General features: G+C 64.8%; 20 protein-coding genes. 14 read left to right on the top strand and 6 right to left on the bottom strand.

Going from position 1 to position 18,267, the window contains the following annotated elements:
• Positions 1-30: 30 nt before the first annotated feature.
• The 3 genes from purL (at position 31) to J2T47_RS08625 (ending at position 4,769) form a co-directional block, all read left to right on the top strand.
• Positions 31-3,927 carry a phosphoribosylformylglycinamidine synthase gene (purL, locus tag J2T47_RS08635; protein ID WP_253444738.1) on the top strand — a complete coding sequence of 1,299 codons (3,897 nt, stop codon included), beginning with the start codon at positions 31-33 and terminating at the stop codon, positions 3,925-3,927.
• Between the two features lie 80 nt (positions 3,928-4,007).
• Entirely contained in the window at positions 4,008-4,268 is a 261-nt protein-coding gene (locus tag J2T47_RS08630) for a CDGSH iron-sulfur domain-containing protein (RefSeq protein WP_253444735.1), read from the top strand.
• Between the two features lie 183 nt (positions 4,269-4,451).
• The gene (locus J2T47_RS08625) at positions 4,452-4,769 is read left to right on the top strand and encodes a Nif3-like dinuclear metal center hexameric protein (protein ID WP_045210478.1); all 318 of its coding nucleotides are present in this window, start codon (positions 4,452-4,454) and stop codon (positions 4,767-4,769) included.
• A 49-nt stretch (positions 4,770-4,818) separates the two neighbouring features.
• On the opposite strand, the gene J2T47_RS08620 is transcribed toward J2T47_RS08625, so the two are convergent.
• Positions 4,819-5,319 (bottom strand): L,D-transpeptidase family protein, encoded by a 501-nt coding sequence (locus J2T47_RS08620; protein ID WP_081515923.1) that lies wholly within the window; start codon positions 5,317-5,319, stop codon positions 4,819-4,821.
• 53 nt (positions 5,320-5,372) lie between these two features.
• A complete protein-coding gene (locus J2T47_RS08615; protein WP_253444731.1) occupies positions 5,373-5,924 on the bottom strand; it encodes an NUDIX hydrolase in 552 nt (183 codons plus the stop codon).
• A gap of 135 nt (positions 5,925-6,059) precedes the next feature.
• Between J2T47_RS08615 and J2T47_RS08610 the strand changes: the two genes are divergently transcribed.
• The 5 genes from J2T47_RS08610 to J2T47_RS08590 are packed head-to-tail and all read left to right on the top strand — an operon-like array spanning position 6,060 to position 9,371.
• The gene (locus J2T47_RS08610) at positions 6,060-6,656 is read left to right on the top strand and encodes a CoA pyrophosphatase (RefSeq protein WP_017522246.1); all 597 of its coding nucleotides are present in this window, start codon (positions 6,060-6,062) and stop codon (positions 6,654-6,656) included.
• 41 nt (positions 6,657-6,697) lie between these two features.
• A complete protein-coding gene (locus J2T47_RS08605) occupies positions 6,698-7,225 on the top strand; it encodes a gamma carbonic anhydrase family protein (protein WP_253444728.1) in 528 nt (175 codons plus the stop codon).
• The gene (locus J2T47_RS08600) at positions 7,218-7,406 is read left to right on the top strand and encodes a DUF1289 domain-containing protein (protein WP_253444725.1); all 189 of its coding nucleotides are present in this window, start codon (positions 7,218-7,220) and stop codon (positions 7,404-7,406) included. The genes J2T47_RS08605 and J2T47_RS08600 overlap by 8 nt, the downstream gene beginning before the upstream one ends.
• A 58-nt stretch (positions 7,407-7,464) precedes the next feature.
• On the top strand, positions 7,465-8,646 hold the full coding sequence (purT, locus tag J2T47_RS08595) for a formate-dependent phosphoribosylglycinamide formyltransferase (protein WP_253444722.1): 1,182 nt from the start codon (positions 7,465-7,467) through the stop codon (positions 8,644-8,646).
• Entirely contained in the window at positions 8,643-9,371 is a 729-nt protein-coding gene (locus J2T47_RS08590; RefSeq protein WP_253444719.1) for an SGNH/GDSL hydrolase family protein, read from the top strand. Before purT ends, J2T47_RS08590 begins: the two co-directional genes overlap by 4 nt.
• Before the next feature lie 134 nt (positions 9,372-9,505).
• Here the strand turns inward: J2T47_RS08590 and J2T47_RS08585 are convergent, their stop codons facing one another.
• The 3 genes from J2T47_RS08585 to J2T47_RS08575 form a co-directional block, all read right to left on the bottom strand.
• Positions 9,506-10,819: an MFS transporter gene (locus J2T47_RS08585; RefSeq protein WP_253444716.1), complete on the bottom strand. Its 1,314-nt coding sequence runs from the start codon at positions 10,817-10,819 to the stop codon at positions 9,506-9,508.
• Positions 10,820-11,105: 286 nt separating this feature from the next.
• On the bottom strand, positions 11,106-12,401 hold the full coding sequence (locus J2T47_RS08580; RefSeq protein ID WP_253444713.1) for an HlyC/CorC family transporter: 1,296 nt from the start codon (positions 12,399-12,401) through the stop codon (positions 11,106-11,108).
• A gap of 42 nt (positions 12,402-12,443) precedes the next feature.
• Positions 12,444-13,244 (bottom strand): cytochrome C assembly family protein, encoded by an 801-nt coding sequence (locus J2T47_RS08575; RefSeq protein ID WP_253444710.1) that lies wholly within the window; start codon positions 13,242-13,244, stop codon positions 12,444-12,446.
• A gap of 221 nt (positions 13,245-13,465) precedes the next feature.
• Between J2T47_RS08575 and ffh the strand changes: the two genes are divergently transcribed.
• From ffh to J2T47_RS08545, 6 genes are all read left to right on the top strand, one after another.
• On the top strand, positions 13,466-14,839 hold the full coding sequence (gene ffh / locus J2T47_RS08570; protein ID WP_253444707.1) for a signal recognition particle protein: 1,374 nt from the start codon (positions 13,466-13,468) through the stop codon (positions 14,837-14,839).
• Between the two features lie 144 nt (positions 14,840-14,983).
• Positions 14,984-15,232 (top strand): 30S ribosomal protein S16, encoded by a 249-nt coding sequence (gene rpsP / locus J2T47_RS08565; protein ID WP_081515913.1) that lies wholly within the window; start codon positions 14,984-14,986, stop codon positions 15,230-15,232.
• 5 nt (positions 15,233-15,237) lie between these two features.
• A complete protein-coding gene (gene rimM / locus J2T47_RS08560; RefSeq protein WP_169937128.1) occupies positions 15,238-15,774 on the top strand; it encodes a ribosome maturation factor RimM in 537 nt (178 codons plus the stop codon).
• Between the two features lie 26 nt (positions 15,775-15,800).
• A complete protein-coding gene (gene trmD / locus J2T47_RS08555) occupies positions 15,801-16,544 on the top strand; it encodes a tRNA (guanosine(37)-N1)-methyltransferase TrmD (RefSeq protein WP_024766884.1) in 744 nt (247 codons plus the stop codon).
• 43 nt (positions 16,545-16,587) lie between these two features.
• A complete protein-coding gene (rplS, locus tag J2T47_RS08550; protein ID WP_089391437.1) occupies positions 16,588-16,938 on the top strand; it encodes a 50S ribosomal protein L19 in 351 nt (116 codons plus the stop codon).
• 144 nt (positions 16,939-17,082) lie between these two features.
• Positions 17,083-17,496, top strand: a complete 414-nt coding sequence (locus tag J2T47_RS08545; protein WP_253444701.1) for an acyl-CoA thioesterase — start codon at positions 17,083-17,085, stop codon at positions 17,494-17,496.
• Between the two features lie 47 nt (positions 17,497-17,543).
• Here the strand turns inward: J2T47_RS08545 and J2T47_RS08540 are convergent, their stop codons facing one another.
• Entirely contained in the window at positions 17,544-18,221 is a 678-nt protein-coding gene (locus J2T47_RS08540; RefSeq protein WP_253444698.1) for a hypothetical protein, read from the bottom strand.
• Between the last annotated feature and the right edge of the window lie 46 nt (positions 18,222-18,267).

Genomic DNA, 18,267 nt, shown 5'->3' with positions numbered 1-18,267 from the left:
ACTTCCCCGTCTCCAGAGGCTGTTCCGACAATGCTGATCCTGCGCGGTGCTCCCGCCCTTTCCGCTTTCCGCCACGGCAAACTGCTCGACCTGCTGACCCAGCATGTGCCCGCCGTCACCGGGCTGTATGCCGAGTTTGCGCACTTCGCCGAGGTCACCGGAGCCCTCAACGCCGAGGAAGAACAAGTCCTGGCGCGCCTGCTGAAATACGGTCCGAGCGTCCCCGTGCAGGAGCCCGCCGGCCGTCTGTTTCTGGTTCTCCCGCGCTTCGGCACCATTTCGCCCTGGTCGAGCAAGGCCTCTGACATCGCCCGCAACTGCGGTCTGGCGAAGATCGAGCGCCTCGAGCGCGGCATCGCCTACTACGTCACCGGCGAGCTGAGCGAGGCCGACGCGCAAGCCGTCGCCGCCCGCCTGCACGACCGCATGACCCAGCTGGTCCTGAATCAACTGGAAGACGCTTCGGCTCTGTTCAGCCACGCCCAGCCCAAGCCGCTGACCGTGGTCGACATTCTCGCCGGCGGTCGCGCCGCGCTGGAGAAGGCCAACCTCGAGCTGGGCCTGGCCCTGGCCGACGACGAGATCGACTACCTGGTGAAGAGCTTCGTCGAGATGGGCCGCAACCCGCACGACGTCGAGCTGATGATGTTTGCCCAGGCCAACTCCGAGCACTGCCGTCACAAGATCTTCAACGCCAGCTGGGACATCGACGGCCAGTCTCAGGACAAGAGCCTGTTCGGCATGATCAAGAACACCTATGAAATGCACCGCGAAGGCGTGCTGTCCGCGTACAAGGACAACGCCGCGGTCATGAAGGGCTACGTCGCCGGCCGTTTCTACCCGAACGCCGAGACCCGCCAGTACGGTGCCAGTGAAGAGCCGGTACACATCCTGATGAAGGTGGAGACCCACAACCACCCGACCGCCATCGCTCCCTTCCCCGGCGCCTCCACCGGCTCCGGCGGCGAGATCCGCGACGAAGGCGCGACCGGTCGTGGCGCGAAGCCCAAGGCCGGCCTGGTCGGCTTCACCGTCTCCAACCTGAACATCCCCGGTTTCGAGCAGCCCTGGGAAGTGCCCTACGGCAAGCCCGAGCGCATCGTCACCCCGCTGGACATCATGATCGAAGGCCCGCTGGGCGGCGCCGCGTTCAACAACGAATTCGGCCGTCCGAACCTGGCTGGCTACTTCCGTACCTTCGAGCAGGCCATCGCCACCCCGCGTGGTGAGGAAGTCCGCGGTTACCACAAGCCGATCATGATCGCCGGCGGCCTGGGCAACATCCGCGAAGACCACGTGCAGAAGGGCGAGATCTCGGTCGGCGCCAAGCTGATCGTGCTCGGCGGCCCGGCCATGTTGATCGGCCTGGGCGGCGGCGCTGCCTCTTCCATGGCCACCGGCGCCTCCGCTGCTGACCTGGACTTCGCCTCGGTACAGCGCGAGAACCCGGAAATGGAGCGCCGTTGCCAGGAGGTCATCGACCGCTGCTGGCAGATGGGCGAGAACAACCCGATCAAGTTCATCCACGACGTGGGCGCGGGCGGCATCTCCAACGCCCTGCCGGAACTGATCAACGACGGCGGCCGTGGCGGCCGCTTCGAGCTGCGCAACGTACCCAACGACGAGCCGGGCATGAGCCCGCTGGAAATCTGGTGCAACGAGTCGCAGGAACGCTACGTGATGTCGGTGGACGCCGCCGACTTCGAGACCTTCAAGGCCATCTGCGAGCGCGAGCGTTGCCCGTTCGCCGTGGTCGGCGAAGCCACCGAAGAGCTGCAGCTGACCGTCGCCGACAGCCACTTCGGCAACAAGCCGGTGGACATGCCGCTCGAAGTGCTGCTCGGCAAGCCGCCGCGCATGCACCGTTCGGTCACCCGTGAAGCCGAGCTGGGCGATGACTTCGCCACTGCCGGCCTGGACCTGACCGAATCCACCGAGCGCGTGCTGCGTCACCCGGCCGTGGCCAGCAAGAACTTCCTGATCACCATCGGTGATCGCACCATCACCGGCCTGGTTGCCCGCGACCAGCTGGTCGGTCCGTGGCAGGTCCCGGTGGCCGATTGCGCCGTCACCGCCACCAGCTTCGACGTCTACACCGGCGAAGCCATGGCCATGGGCGAGCGTACGCCGCTGGCCGTGATCGACGCCCCGGCTTCCGGCCGCATGGCGATCGGCGAGACCATCACCAACCTGGCCGCCGCGAGCATCGACAAGATCTCCGAGATCAAGCTCTCCGCCAACTGGATGGCCGCTGCCGGCCACCCGGGCGAGGACGCGCGCCTGTACGACACCGTCAAGGCTGTCGGCATGGAGCTGTGCCCGGCGCTGGGCATCACCATCCCGGTGGGCAAGGACTCCATGTCCATGAAGACCCGCTGGCAGGATGGCGATGCCGAGAAGAGCGTGACCTCGCCGATGTCGCTGATCATCTCCGGCTTTGCCCCGGTCAACGACGTGCGCAGGACCCTGACCCCGCAGCTGCGCCTGGACAAGGGCGAGACCGACCTGATCGTCATTGACCTCGGCCGTGGCAAGAACCGCATGGGCGGCTCCATCCTCGCCCAGGTCAACGGCCAGATCGGCCGTGCCGCGCCTGACGTCGACGACGCAGAAGACCTGAAGGCCTTCTTCGCCGTGATCCAGGGCCTGAACGCCGACGGTCACCTGCTGGCCTACCACGACCGTTCCGACGGCGGCCTGATGGCCAGCGTGGTGGAAATGGCCTTCGCCGGCCATTGCGGCCTGGACCTGAACCTCGACGCGCTGGCCGAGAGCCGCGACGAACTGACCGCCGCCCTGTTCAACGAAGAACTCGGCGCCGTGATCCAGGTTCGCTCCGCCGCCACCCCGGAAGTGCTGGCCCAGTTCAGCGCCGCCGGCCTGGAAGACTGCGTCGCGGTCATCGGCCAGCCGGTCGCTGGCGCCGATATCGAGCTGTCCTTCAATGGCGAGCGCGTCTTCAATGCCCAGCGTCGCAACCTGCAGCGCATCTGGAGCGAGACCAGCTACCGCATCCAGCGCATGCGCGACAACGCCGACTGTGCCGACCAGGAATTCGACGGCCTGCTGGAAGAAGACAACCCCGGCCTGTCGGTGAAACTGAGCTTCGACGTCAACGACAACATCGCCGCGCCCTACATCAAGAAAGGCGTGCGCCCGCAGATCGCCATCCTGCGCGAGCAGGGCGTCAACGGTCAGGTGGAAATGGCCGCGGCCTTCGACCGCGCCGGCTTCGCCGCCGTCGACGTGCACATGAGCGACATCCTCTCCGGCCGCATCAGCCTGGAGCAGTTCAAGGGCCTGGTGGCCTGCGGCGGCTTCTCCTACGGCGACGTACTGGGCGCCGGCGAAGGCTGGGCCAAGTCGATCCTGTTCAACGCCCGTGCCCGCGATGGCTTCCAGGCCTTCTTCGAGCGCAAGGACAGCTTCGCTCTCGGCGTGTGCAACGGTTGCCAGATGATGTCCAACCTGCACGAGCTGATTCCCGGCACCGAGTTCTGGCCGCACTTCGTGCGCAACCGCTCCGAGCAGTTCGAAGCGCGCGTGGCGATGGTCCAGGTGCAGGAGTCGCAGTCGATCTTCCTGCAGGGCATGGCCGGCTCGCGTATGCCCATCGCCATCGCCCACGGCGAAGGCCATGCGGAGTTCGAGAGCGAGGAGGCGCTGCTGGAATCCGATCTGTCCGGCACCGTGGCCCTGCGTTTCGTCGACAACCTGGGCAAGGTCACCGAGAGCTACCCGGCCAACCCGAACGGCTCGCCGCGCGGCATCACCGGCCTGACCAGCCGCGACGGCCGCGTCACCATCATGATGCCGCATCCGGAGCGGGTGTTCCGCGCCGTGCAGAACTCCTGGCGTCCGGACGAGTGGGAAGAGGACGGCGGCTGGATGCGCATGTTCCGCAACGCCCGCGTCTGGGTCGGCTGAGTCCGGTCTGATGCGACACGCGAAAGGGGAAAGCTTCGGCTTTCCCCTTTTTCTTTGTCCGGCCTTCGAGGAGGGGCGTCTTGGCTGACGACGAGAGGCTTCCGCTGGTTCGCCCAGTCGCGCCGGGGCAGGTTCTGCGCCTGTGCCGCTGCGGGCAGTGCGCCAGCCTGCCGGATGCTGCTGCAAGTTGTGCCGACGCGCTGGAGCTGACGGTCGGGCGTGAGCGACATTTGCTGCTGTGCCGCTGCGGGCTGTCGGCGAAGTTGCCGTTCTGCGACGGTTCCCATGCGCCCCGCGCGCCGGGACTGAAAGAACGCTGGCGACTTTTCACCGGCCGGTGAGCTCGAAGTCCGTCACAGAATTCGTACAAAGTCGTTCGCAGGCGAACAAGCCCGGAACCGGACGGTCGAACTTCCACGACGACCTGCAAGTCATAAGAGGCAAAGTGCCACTATTTGTGGCAGGATTTGTCACCCGTGGCGCTCTTTGTCACGGCTGTGTCCCTGTTTCGATCGGAGCCTCCGATGTACAAACTGTGTTTCTACGTTCCGGAAAGCCATCTGGAACCGGTCAAGAAAGCGGTGTTCGCCGCCGGTGCAGGACGCATCGGTGCCTATGACAGCTGTTGCTGGCAGGCACTCGGACAGGGACAGTTCCGCCCCTTGCAGGGCAGCAACCCCTACATCGGCCAGGCCGGCAGCGTCGAGCAGGTCGCCGAATGGAAGGTGGAGATGGTGGTGGCCGACGAGTTGATCCATGACTCGGTGAAGGCCCTCAAGCAGGCCCACCCCTACGAGACGCCGGCCTTCGAGGTCTGGCGGCTGTCGGACATGGTGTTCTGAGCAGACATGAAAAAGGCGCCCGCGGGCGCCTTTTTTCTTTCCGTCCCGCTTACGGGCGAATCTCGATCAGCGTGCCGTCCTTGACCAGGCTCCAGACCTCGCGCATGTCGGCGTTGGTCATGGCGATGCAGCCGTTGGTCCAGTCCAGGGTCGAGAAGTACCACTCGGGGTAGTCGTCATCCATCGGCGTGCCGTGGATCATGATCATGCCGCCGGGCGACAGGCTCTTTTCCCGCGCCTTGGCGACATCGCGGGCGTTGGGGTAGGAGATGTGCATGGAGAGGTTGTACTTGTCGCTGGTCTTGCGCCAGTCGACCCAGTAGAAGCCTTCCGGCGTGCGGTTGTCGCCTTCGGCCAGCTTCGGGCCCTGCGGGCGCTTGCCCAGGGACACGCGATAGCTCTTGAGCACCTTGCCGTTGCTGATGAGGTTCAGTTTGCGCTCGGACTTGAGCACGAGAATCTTGTCGATACGACCGTCGAGCGTGGGCATCGCGTTGGCATGCGAGAACGCTGCGAAGGTCAGACAAAGTACGGCAATCAACCAGCGCATCGAGTGGTGTTCCCCGGTAGTTCCTAAAGCCTTAGAGGCGGTAAATGAGCTTATTAGTTCTTTTTCTGTGCAAGCATTGGGAGAATCCCTTCATTGCGTATCGGGAAGTTCTGAACGATCCGGTCCGCTAGGAAATATTCTAAGGTACGGCCCACGGTGGGGAAAGCCAGCTCGCCCCACGGAATGTCGGATTCTTCGAAGAGTTGCACTTCCAGGCTTTCGTCGCCGGCGGAAAAGTCCAGGTCGGCCAGGTCGGCGCGGAAGAAGATATAAACCTGGCTGATATGCGGCAGATCAAAGACCGTATAAAGCTGCAGGCCGTGGACGCGGGCATTGGCCTCTTCGAGGGTCTCGCGGGCGGCAGCCTGTTCCAGCGTCTCGCCGTTCTCCATGAAGCCCGCCGGCAGCGTCCAGAAACCCTGGCGCGGCTGGATGGCGCGGCGGCAGAGAAGGATCTTCCCCTCCCAGACCGGCAGGCAGCCGGCGACGATGCGCGGGTTCTGGTAATGCACGGTCTGGCACTGGTCGCAGATGAAGCGCGGGCGGTTGTCGCCGCTGGGGATGCGCAGGCTCACGCTGGCGCCGCACTGGCTGCAGAATTTCATGCCGCTTCCTTGTTATTGAATGGAACAATCTTGCGCGCTGCGTGGTGCGCCCAGCAAGGGGCGGGGCTTGGGCAGGGGCGTCTTTCGTGCCATGATCCTTCAATTAGAAGAATCGGCCCCCGCAGGATGTTCGGCATGCTGGACCAGCTGCGCCAACGCATACAGACGCACACACCAAGCGACCTTGAAACGGACCACAGCTTCCCGGAAGCAGCGGTTCTGCTCCCCATCACTCCCCAGGAAGAGCTCGTGCTCACCCTGCGCGCGACCGGGCTTTCGACCCATAGCGGCGAGGTCGCCTTTCCCGGTGGACGGCGTGACCCGGAGGACGTGGACCTGATCCACACCGCCCTGCGCGAGGCCCAGGAGGAGATCGCCCTGCCACCCGGACTGGTGGAGGTCGTCGGGCCGTTGAGCACCCTGGTGTCGCGGCACGGTATCCTGGTCAAGCCATTCGTCGGCTTCGTTCCCGATTTCGTGGAATACCGCCCCAACGACGGCGAGATCGACGCCGTGTTCAAGGTGCCGCTGGAGTTCTTCCGTGGCGACCCGCGGGAGACCACCCACCGCATCGATTATTTCGGCCGCAGCTGGTACGTCCCGAGCTACCTGTTCGAGGGCTACAAGATCTGGGGCCTGTCCGCGATCATGCTGGTCGAGCTGCTGAACCTGCTGTACGACGCTCGCATCGACCTGCACCAGCCGCCGTCGAAGTTCATCAAGCTGAGCTGAGACCCGATCATCAAGAGCGGCCCCCGCCTGAGGAGAAACCCATGAAGTACCGCCTGGGCTCGTCCCGAGTCGAAACCCATCCGGAGAGCTGGATCGCCCCCAACGCCACGGTGGTCGGCAAGGTGCGCCTCGACGCCGGCGCCAGTGTGTGGTTCAACGCCGTGCTGCGCGGCGACAACGAGCTGATCCACATCGGCGAACACAGCAACGTGCAGGACGGTACCGTGATGCACACCGACATGGGCTTCCCGCTGACTCTGGGCAAGGGCGTGACCATCGGCCACAACGCCATGCTGCATGGCTGTCAGGTGGGCGACTACAGCCTCATCGGTATCAATGCGGTGATCCTCAACGGCGCGAAGATCGGCAAGTACTGCATCATCGGCGCCAACGCGCTGATCCCCGAGGGCAAGGAAATCCCCGACGGCTCCCTGGTCATGGGTTCCCCCGGCAAGGTGGTGCGCGAGCTCACCGAACCGCAGAAGAAGATGCTCGAAGCCAGTGCCGCCCATTACGTCCACAACGCCCAGCGCTACGCCCGCGACCTGGCCGAGCAGGAAAATGACTGAAGAACGTCCCGTCGCCTCGCCCTGCGTGCACGTCTGCGCGCTGGACGATGCCGACATCTGCCTGGGTTGCCAGCGCAGCGCCGCCGAAATCACCCGCTGGGGCCTGATGGACAACGCCGAGCGCCGCGAGGTGCTCAAGCGTTGCGAACTGCGCGCCCGCGAGCAGGGTGTGCTGGTCTAGAGCCGGCACTGCCGACAGCTGTCCCGTTTCGAATTTCCCCTTTTCGAGGTTTCCCGCAATGCCCCGTATTGGAACTCCCCTGTCGCCCAGCGCGACCCGCGTACTGCTCTGTGGCTCCGGCGAGCTGGGCAAGGAAGTGGCGATCGAGCTGCAGCGCCTGGGCTGCGAAGTCATCGCCGTGGATCGCTACGCGAGCGCGCCGGCCATGCAGGTTGCGCACCGCAGCCACGTGATCAGCATGCTCGACGGCGTTGCCCTGCGTGCAGTGATCGAGCAGGAGAAGCCGCACTACATCGTGCCGGAGATCGAAGCCATCGCCACCGCGACCCTGGTCGAACTGGAAAACGAAGGCTACACCGTCATCCCCACCGCCCGTGCCGCGCAGCTGACCATGAACCGTGAGGGCATCCGTCGCCTGGCCGCCGAAGAGCTGGGCCTGCCGACCTCGCCCTACCACTTCGCCGACACCTATGAAGACTACGCCGCCGGCGTCGCCGCTGTGGGCTACCCGTGCGTGGTGAAGCCGATCATGAGCTCTTCGGGCAAGGGCCAGAGCGTGCTGAAGTCCGACGCCGACCTGAAGACTGCCTGGGACTACGCCCAGGAAGGCGGCCGCGCCGGCAAGGGCCGGGTCATCGTCGAAGGCTTCATCGATTTCGACTACGAAATCACCCTGCTGACCGTGCGCCACCTGGGTGGCACCACCTTCTGCGCGCCCATCGGCCATCGTCAGGTGAAGGGTGACTACCACGAGTCCTGGCAGCCCCAGGCGATGAGCCCGAAGGCGCTGGCCGAGTCCGAGCGCGTGGCCAGGGCGGTCACCGAAGCGCTGGGCGGTCGCGGCCTGTTCGGTGTGGAACTGTTCGTGAAGGGCGATGAAGTGTGGTTCAGCGAAGTCTCGCCGCGCCCCCACGACACCGGCCTGGTCACCCTGATCTCCCAGGACCTTTCCGAGTTCGCCCTGCACGCCCGGGCCATCCTCGGCCTGCCGATCCCGGTGATCCGCCAGCTGGGCGACTCCGCCTCGGCGGTGATCCTGGTGGAAGGCCAGTCGCAGCAGGTGTCCTTCGGCAACCTCGGCGCCGCGCTGAGCGAGCCGGATACCGCGCTGCGCCTGTTCGGCAAGCCGGAAGTGGACGGTCAGCGCCGCATGGGCGTGGCCCTGGCGCGCGACGAGTCGATCGACGCCGCCCGCGCCAAGGCCACCCGCTCGTCCCAGGCGGTCAAAGTCGAGCTGTGAGCCGCTGGGCGGGGCTGATGTGGTGGGCAGCGGCCTTGCCACTGCTGCCGCTGGTCCTGCCCATGGCCGTACGTACCCGGCGCACGGCCTTGCGCCTGGCACCCGCCGCCGGCGGCTGCGAAGGCATCGCAGGGGCGGAGCTTGCCGGTGAACCCTTTCGCCTGTTGCTGCTGGGTGAATCCACCGTTGCCGGTGTCGGCGCGTCCTGCCTGGATTTTGCGCTGGCTGGCCGGTTGGCCTTGGCGCTTTCCGGTCGTCTCCAACGGCCCGTCGCCTGGCGCGCGGTGGGGGAAAACGGCATCACCGCCAGCGAAGCCTGCGAACGCCTGCTGCCGCTGGTGGCCGGAGAGAATTACGACCTCGTGGCGCTGGTCTTCGGTGTCAACGACACCACGCACTTCAGCTCCAGCCAGCGCTGGCTGGGCTCCCTCGGACAGTTGATCGGGCATTTTCGCGACCGCGGTTCGCGGGTGGTCTGCACGGCGGTGCCGCCGTTGCAGCACTTCACGGCCTTGCCCTGGTTACTGCGACAGTTGCTGGGCTGGCGCGCAACGCTGCTGGATCGCCAGCTCAGTGCTCTGGCGCTGGCGCAGGGGGCGGGCTATTGCGGGGTGAGCCTGGAGATGCAGCCGCAGTTCCTCGCCATCGATGGCTATCACCCTTCTGCACTGGGCTATCAGGTCTGGGGTGAGCACCTGGCCGAGTGGCTGGTTGCCCCACGCTGATCCTGTAGGAGCGGGCCACGCCCGCGACCCGCTGGCAGGGCCGGCATTGGCGCCAGCTTCCATCGTCACCGGGATCAACGGATTCCGCCGCCTTGGCGGCCGAATCCGTTCCCGGTTATCCGCCGGTTACCGACTCAGCGGATATCGTTCAGATCCGCTTCGCGGGTCTCGCGCAGGCACAGCACCGCCAGCAGGCTGAGCGCTGCCGCCACCGACACATAGCCGCCCACCCAGCTCAATCCACCCATGCCTACCAGCTTCTGCGCGATGTACGGCGCCACCGAGGCACCGAGGATGCCGCCCAGGTTGTAGGCCGCCGAAGCGCCGGTATAGCGCACGTGGGTGGGGAAGAGTTCCGGCAGCAGTGCGCCCATGGGGGCGAAGGTCACGCCCATGAGGAACAGTTCCAGCGACAGGAACACTGCCACCTCCACCGACGAGCCCTGGCTCAGCAGCGACTCCATGGCGAAGCCCGAGGCGATGGCGGCGAGGGTGCCGACGATCAGTACCGGCTTGCGCCCGAAGCGGTCGCTCAGCCAGGCCGAGACCGGCGTGGCGGCGGCCATGAACAGTACGGCAATGCACAGCAGGCCGAGGAAGTCCTCGCGGCTGTAGCCCAGGGTGCTGACCCCGTAGCTCAGCGAGAACACCGTGGAGATATAGAAGAGGGCATAGCACACCACCATCGCCAGGGCACCGAGCAGGGTCGGTCGCCAGTGTTTGCTCAGCAGTTCGGCAATCGGCAGGCTGGCGCGTTCATGGCGTTCCATGGCCTTGGCGAAGACCGGGGTTTCCACCAGCTTCAGGCGCACATACAGCCCGACCATGACCAGCACGGCGCTGAGTACGAACGGGATGCGCCAGCCCCAGGCGCGGAACTGTTCTTCGCTAAGGAACATCGCCAGGCAGAGAAACAGGCCGTTGGCGGCGAGGAAACCGATTGACGGGCCCATCTGCGGGAACATGCCGAACCAGGCGCGGCGACCCTTGGGCGCGTTCTCCGTGGCCAGCAGCGCGGCGCCGCCCCATTCGCCACCCAGTCCCAGGCCCTGGCCGAAGCGCAATACACAAAGCAGGACCGGCGCCCAGGCGCCAATGCTGTCATAGCCCGGCAGCAGGCCGATCAGGGTGGTGGAGATGCCCATCAGCAGCAGCGAGGCCACCAGGGTGGACTTGCGCCCGATGCGGTCACCGAAGTGGCCGAACAGCGCCGAGCCCAGCGGGCGGGCAAGGAAGGCGATGCCGAAGGTGATGAAGGCGCTGAGGGCCTGGGCGGTGCCGGAGGTCTGCGGGAAGAACACCGGGCCGATCACCAGCGCGGCAGCGGTGGCGTAGACGTAGAAATCGTAGAACTCGATGGCGGTGCCGATGAAGCTGGCTACCGCGACGCGGGTGGTGGAGTTGGTCTGTTCGGCCGGTTGTGCGGCTTCGAGCGTGGCGCTGGTCATACGGGGAATATCCCTGGCAGTCAGGCGCGGCGACGACTCTGGCGGTCGTGTCCGACGTTTCTTGAGGCATCGCCATGGCGCGAGTGCGAGCGCGGCCCGGGATCGGGGCAGGGTGGGCGCGGCTCGCGGTGGGTCAGGGCGAGGCCGGCTGCTTCGCAAGGCAACGACGCGGGGTCGAGGCTCGGCGGGGCGTGCGATTGACTGGCCGGCGCGGCGTCACGGATAGCGACGGGCGCAGGCGGGAGGCTGGGTAAGCCGTCCGGATTATAGGGGCGGGCGGGGCGGCTCAGGCAAGCTCGTCGGTGTACGGCGCTTCGCGGGGTGGCGCGCCGGGCAGCCAGGCACGCACGCTTTTCACCCGGTTTTCGCCCGATTGCAGGATTTCCAGGCGGTAGCGGCCGATCTTCAGGCACACCGCGCAGTCGGGGATCTGCTCCAGCGCTTCGGTGACCAGGCCGTTGAGGGTCTTGGGGCCGTCGCTGGGCAGTTGCCAGCCCAGGGCGCGGTTGACGTCGCGCAGGTTGGCCGAGCCGTCGATGACGTAGGTGCCGTCGGCCTGGGGATGGATGTCCGGGTTGCGCAGGGTGTTCTGGTTGCTGAACTCGCCGACGATCTCTTCGAGGATGTCTTCCAGGGTGATGATGCCGATCACCTCGCCGTACTCGTCGACGACGATGCCGATGCGCCGCTTCTGCTTCTGGAAGTTGATCAGCTGGGTCGACAGCGGTGTGCTCTCGGGCACGAAATAGGGCTCCAGGCACGCGGCCTTGAGGCTGTCCTTGGTCAGCTGGTTGTGGGTCAGCAGGCGGGCGATCTGGCGCATGTGTACCACGCCCTCGACCTGGTTGATGTCGTTGCGGAACACCGGCAGGCGGGTGTGGGTGGTGTTGCGCAGCTGGCCGATGATGGTTTCCAGCTCGTCGTCCAGGTCGATGCCCTGGACTTCGTTGCGCGGCACCATCAGGTCGTTCACCGTGATCTTTTCCAGGTCGAGGATGCTCAGCAGCATGTCCTGGCGGTTGTGGGTGAGCTTCTCGCTGGAGTCGGTGACCACGCTGCGCAGCTCGTCGTTGCTCAGCGGCTTGTTGCCGCGCTGGGTCGGGTCGAGGCCGCCCAGGCGCAGCAGCAGGTTGCTGATGCCGGTCATCAGCCAGAGCAGCGGACTGAACAGCTTCTGCATCCAGATCAGCGGCAGGCTGGCGGGGAAGGCGACGCGCTCGGGGCGCAGGGCGGCATAGGTCTTGGGGGTGATCTCGCCGAAGATCAGCAGGATCAGCGTCAGCGCCACGGTGGCGATCGCCACGCCGGCCTCGCCCCACAGGCGCAGGGCCAGCAAGGTCGCCAGGGACGAGGCAATGATGTTGACGAAGTTGTTGCCGATCAGGATGGTGCCCAGCAGCCGGTCGGTGCGCAGCAGCAGCCAGCTGGTGCGCCGGGCCCCGCGGTTGCCCTTCTTGGACAGGTGGCGCAGGCGGTAGCGGTCGAGGCTGAGCATGCCGGTCTCGACGCTGGAGAAGAACGCCGAGCAGAGGATCAGGAAGACCAGCAGGCCGATCAGGTAGCCGGGGTGGATCTCTTCCATGCGCGCAGGTCCTTCAGCGGCGCATCCGCGCCGCCGTTAGCGTCAGATGTGCAGGATGAATTCCTTGACCAGCTTGCTGCCGAAGTAGGCCAGCATCAGCAGGCAGAAACCCGCGAGGGTCCAGCGGATCGCCTTGTGGCCGCGCCAGCCGAGCTGGTGGCGGCCCCACAGCAGTACGCCGAACACCACCCAGGCGAAGCAGGAGAGAATGGTCTTGTGCGCCAGGTGCTGGGCGAACAGGTTGTCGACGAACAGCCAGCCGGAGATCAGCGACAGCGAGAGCAGCGACCAGCCGCCCCAGAGGAAGCCGAACAGCAGGCTTTCCATGGTCTGCAGCGGCGGGAAGTTGCGGATCAGGCCCGACGGGTGCTTGTGCTTGAGCTGATGGTCCTGCACCAGCAGGAGCAGCGCCTGGACCACGGCGATGGTCAGCAGGCCATAGGCCAGGATCGACAGCAGGATGTGGGCGAGGATGCCGGGCTGCTCGTTGATCGGCTCGATGGTGCCGTGGGGCATCAGCACGGCCAGCAGAGTGGTCAGCGCGCCGAGCGGATAAAGGAAGATCAGCAGGTTGTGCACCGGAATGCGCAGGCACGCCAGCAGGGTCAGGGCGATGACCGCGGCGGAGATCAGGCTGGCGGCGTTGAAGAAGTCCAGCGCCAGACCCGCGGACGTCAGCAGCTCCTGGCTCAGGCTGTAGGCCTGGCAGAGCAGGGCGACCAGACCCAGCAGGAGGAGCAGCGGTTTCTGCGGCGGGGTACGGCGGGCCAGGCTTGCGCCCTGGTAGGCGGTGGTGCCGATATAAAGGACGGCGGCGATCAGGCTGGGCAGCAGAGGTTGCATAAGTCCTTGGAACAGTCCTTCGACGGGGGACCCGAAAGGTGCTGAGTTTGGCACAGATCGACTGCCCCTAGAAAGCTGCTGAGAACAGTTCGCTTCTGGCCTGCGAAGCAGTCGGTCACATCAGGATCATCGGCGGTGTTGGCGCTGGCCGCACTTGGTTATAATCGGCGGCTTGCTGACAAGCCAAACCCTGACCCGACCGGGTCTGATTAGGAACGCGCATGTTCGAAAACCTTACAGATCGCCTCTCGCAAACGCTGCGCCACGTCACCGGCAAGGCCAAGCTGACCGAGGACAACATCAAGGACACGCTCCGCGAAGTGCGGATGGCCCTGCTGGAGGCCGACGTGGCCCTGCCGGTGGTCAAGGACTTCGTCGCCAAGATCAAGGATCGCGCGGTCGGCACTGAAGTTTCCAAGAGCCTGACCCCGGGCCAGGCCTTCGTGAAGATCGTCCAGGCCGAACTGGTCGAGCTGATGGGCGCGGCCAACGAGGACCTCGACCTCGCCGCCGCTCCGCCTGCGGTCATCCTGATGGCCGGCCTGCAGGGTGCGGGCAAGACCACCACCGCCGGCAAGCTGGCGCGCTTCCTTAAAGAGCGCAAGAAGAAATCCGTGCTGCTGGTGTCCGCCGACGTCTACCGCCCGGCGGCGATCAAGCAGCTGGAAACCCTGGCCAACGACCTGGACGTGACCTTCTTCCCGTCCGATACCAGCCAGAAGCCGGTGGACATCGCCGAAGCGGCGATCCGTGAAGCCAAGCTGAAGTTCATCGACGTGGTGATCGTCGACACCGCCGGCCGTCTGCACATCGACGCCGACATGATGGACGAGATCAAGCAGGTCCACGCGGCGATCAAACCGGTGGAAACCCTGTTCGTGGTCGACGCCATGACCGGCCAGGACGCCGCCAACACCGCCAAGGCCTTCAATGACGCGCTGCCGCTGACCGGCGTCGTGCTGACCAAGGTTGACGGCGACGCCCGCGGCGGTGCCGCGCTGTCCGTGCGCGCCATCACCGGCAAGCCGATCAAGTTCCTCGGCATGGGCGAGAAGAGCGAAGCGCTCGATCCGTTCCACCCCGATCGCGTGGCCTCGCGCATCCTCGGCATGGGCGACGTGCTCAGCCTGATCGAGCAGGCCGAGCAGAGCATGGACCGCGAGAAGGCCGAGAAACTCGCGAAGAAGATCAAGAAGGGCAAGGGCTTCGACCTGGAAGACTTCCGCGATCAGTTGCAGCAGATGAAGAACATGGGCGGCCTGGGCAGCCTGATGGACAAGCTGCCGATGCTCGGCGGCGTCAACCTGTCGCAGATGGGCAACGCGCAGAACGCGGCGGAGAAGCAGTTCAAGCAGATGGAGGCGATCATCAACTCCATGACCCCGGGCGAGCGCCGCGATCCGGAAGTGATCAGCGGTTCGCGCAAGCGCCGCATCGCCATGGGTTCGGGTACCCAGGTGCAGGACGTTGGTCGCCTCATCAAGCAGCACAAGCAGATGCAGAAGATGATGAAGAAGGTCACCGCCAAGGGCGGCATGGCCAAGATGATGCGCGGCATGGGGAGCATGTTCCCCGGCGGCATGCCCAAGATGTGAGGCCAGACGGCTCGCCGCCCGGCGGGCCGAGCGCGCTGCGGCTTGCGGCGCGGGGCTTTAGCTCATAGAATATGCGGCCTTTCGGGCTATGTGCCCGAGGGCTGCATTTCTTTTTTGCAAGCAAACCATAGGAACAACGTACGCATGGTAACCATTCGTCTGGCTCGTGGCGGCTCCAAGAAGCGCCCGTTCTATCACCTGACCGTGACCAACAGCCGCAACGCTCGTGACGGCCGTTTCGTCGAGCGCGTCGGCTTCTTCAACCCCGTCGCCACTGGCGCTGAGCTCAAGTTCTCGGTCAACCAGGAGCGTCTGAACTACTGGCTGAGCCAAGGCGCTCAACCGTCTGAGCGTGTTGCTCAGCTGATCAAGGAAGCCGCCAAGGCTGCCTGAGATCGATGAACACGAATCCTGCTCCCGCCGAGGAGATGGTTGTTCTCGGCAAGATCGTATCGGTGCACGGTATTCGTGGTGAGGTGAAGGTGTATTCCTTTACCGATCCGTTGGACAACCTGCTGGACTATCGCCGCTGGACGCTCAAGCGTGGCAACGAAGTTCGACAGGCTGAGCTGGTTCAAGGTCGCGTGCAGGGCAATGTCCTGGTCGCGAAGCTGAAGGGACTGGATGATCGCGAGATCGCCCGCACCTTCGCTGAATTCGAAATCCTGGTCCCGCGCAGCGAGCTGCCGGTGCTGGACGATGGCGAGTTCTACTGGAGCCAGTTGGAAGGTCTCAAGGTGATCGACCAGAACGGGCAACTGTTCGGGATTCTCGACCACATGCTGGAGACCGGCGCCAACGATGTGATGGTAGTCAAGCCCTGCGCAGGCAGCCTGGACGACCGTGAACGCCTGCTTCCGTATACGGATCAGTGCGTGCAAGCGGTAGACCTGGAAGCCGGCGAGATGCGGGTGGACTGGGACGCGGACTTCTAACCCATGTGGATGAGAGCCTTCAGCCAATGTGGATAGGGGTTATCAGCATCTTTCCGGAGATGTTTCGCGCCATCAGCGACTACGGCATCACGAGTCGCGCGGTCAAGCAGGAGCTGATTCAGCTTCAGTGCTTCAACCCGCGAAGCAACACTGAGGACCGTCACCAGACGGTGGATGACCGGCCTTTCGGCGGTGGTCCCGGCATGGTGATGAAAATCAAGCCGCTCGAAGGCGCACTGGGCGATGCCCGGCAAGCCGCAGGCGGACCGGTGAAGGTGATCTACCTCTCGCCGCAAGGTCGCAAGCTCACGCAGGCGGCCGTGAAAGAACTGGCGAACGAGGAGCGACTGATCCTGATCGCCGGGCGTTACGAAGGCATCGACGAGCGCTTCATTGAAGAGCATGTCGATGAGGAATGGTCAGTTGGCGATTATGTCCTGTCCGGGGGTGAGCTTCCGGCCATGGTGCTGATTGACGCGGTCACGCGGTTGTTGCCCGGTGCACTGGGCCACGTGGACTCCGCCGAGGAGGACTCCTTCACGGATGGCCTGCTCGACTGTCCGCACTACACCCGACCTGAGGTGTACGCAGACAAACGTGTTCCTGAGGTGCTGCTCAGCGGCAACCACGAACACATCCGGCGCTGGCGTTTGCAGCAGTCCTTAGGCAGGACCTGGGAACGACGTGCCGATCTTCTGGATTGCCGCTCGCTTTCTGGAGAAGAGAAAAAGCTGCTGGAGGAATACATCCGCCAGCGGAACGATAGTTAACGTATCGATGGCCCGCGCCGAGCGCTGGTCTTAGGAGCACGAAATGACCAACAAGATCATTCAGCAGATCGAAGCTGAACAGATGAGCAAAGAGATTCCGGCGTTCGCCCCCGGCGACACCGTAATCGTCCAGGTTAAAGTGAAGGAAGGCGACCGTCAGCGTCTGCAGGCCTTCGAAGGCGTTGTCATCGGCAAGCGTAACCGCGGCCTGAACAGTGCTTTCACCGTTCGCAAGATCTCCAACGGCGTAGGCGTAGAGCGTACCTTCCAGACTTACAGCCCGCTGGTTGACAGCATCAGCGTCAAGCGTCGCGGCGATGTGCGCAAGGCCAAGCTGTACTACCTCCGCGAACTGTCCGGCAAGGCGGCTCGTATCAAGGAAAAACTGGTTTAATCGACCGGTTGATCCTGAAAAAAAGCAGCCTGCGGGCTGCTTTTTTCTTGCCCGTGATTTGTTCCCATCTGCCTCCGGCAGCGCATTAGAAGCACAACATCCGCAGCACCGGCAGCCACCCTCATTGCATCAGGTAGCAGTGGCATGAGCCCCAGAGAGCAGGAAATCCTCCGTCGTACGGAGCTTTCCGAAACCCGCGTGACCAAGGCGATCTTCCCGCCCACCACCAACCACCACAACACCCTGTTCGGCGGTACCGCGCTGGCCTGGATGGACGAAGTCTCGTTCATCGCCGCAACGCGCTTTTGCCGTCTGCCGCTGGTGACCGTGTCCACCGACCGTATCGACTTCAAGCACCCGATTCCCGCCGGCTCCATCGTCGAGCTGGTCGGCCGGGTGGTGAAGGTCGGCAACACCAGCCTCAAGGTCGAGGTGGAGGTGTTCGTGGAGAGCATGTCCGCCGATGGCCGCGAGAAGGCCATCCACGGGCTGTTCAGCTTCGTCGCCATCGACGAAGAGAAGCGCCCGGTGCCGGTCCTGCCGGGCTTCGAGGACTGAAATGAAAGAAGGCGCCCATGGGCGCCTTCTTTCATGGTGAGCCGGCCTCAGTGGCGCAGGCTGATCTTCAGCGAGGCCTGGGACAGGTCGATGTTCTGCAGGCTCAGGCTGCCCATGCTCTGGCTCTTGGGCGCGCCGGCGACGCGGATGTTGTCGAAGCGCACCTCGCCGATGGAGCTGGGCAGGCGCACGTTGATCGAGCCGTCCGGGTTCAGGGACGAGGAGGCGTGCGCGGTGTCGTACTGCACGTCATGCAGCGAGGTCTCGGCATCGAGGCTGTCGACCACCGGCATGACCAGGCGCGACAGCTGTTTGATGGCGCCGACACCATCACCGCTCTCGGCGCTGACCAGCAGGCTCTGCAGGGTGTCGTCGAAACCCTGGGCGCTGACATCGCTCATCTCGCGGTCGCTCAGCGGCTTGAGGCCCTTGGGAGCTTCGTGGCGGGTGATGCTCGTCGGTGCCTGGCGCTGCACATCGGCGCTGGCCAGCTGAAACGGACTGAGCAGGGCGGCGACCAATGTCGCTGTCAGGCGCAGGTTGTTCTGCTTCTTCAGCGCGCGACCGAGCTGGCGTTCGCTGATCCAGCCCTGCTGGATCAGGGTTTCGCCCAGGCGCAGTCCGTTGTTGAGCTGGAGCTGGATGGCCTTATCCAGCTGTTGGGAGGTGATCAGACCCTTGCTGACAAGGATCTGACCGAGACGGGAGTTCTGTTGACTGGGCATGGCGTGGGCTTCGTGGGGCGCAATGATGGCGTGGTGCAATCATCGT

This window comes from Pseudomonas nitroreducens (assembly GCF_024170165.1).
Taxonomy (GTDB): Bacteria; Pseudomonadota; Gammaproteobacteria; order Pseudomonadales; family Pseudomonadaceae; genus Pseudomonas; species Pseudomonas nitroreducens_C.
The sequence above is the reverse complement of the archived record's forward strand: the minus strand, read 5'-3'. Positions and strand labels throughout refer to the sequence as shown.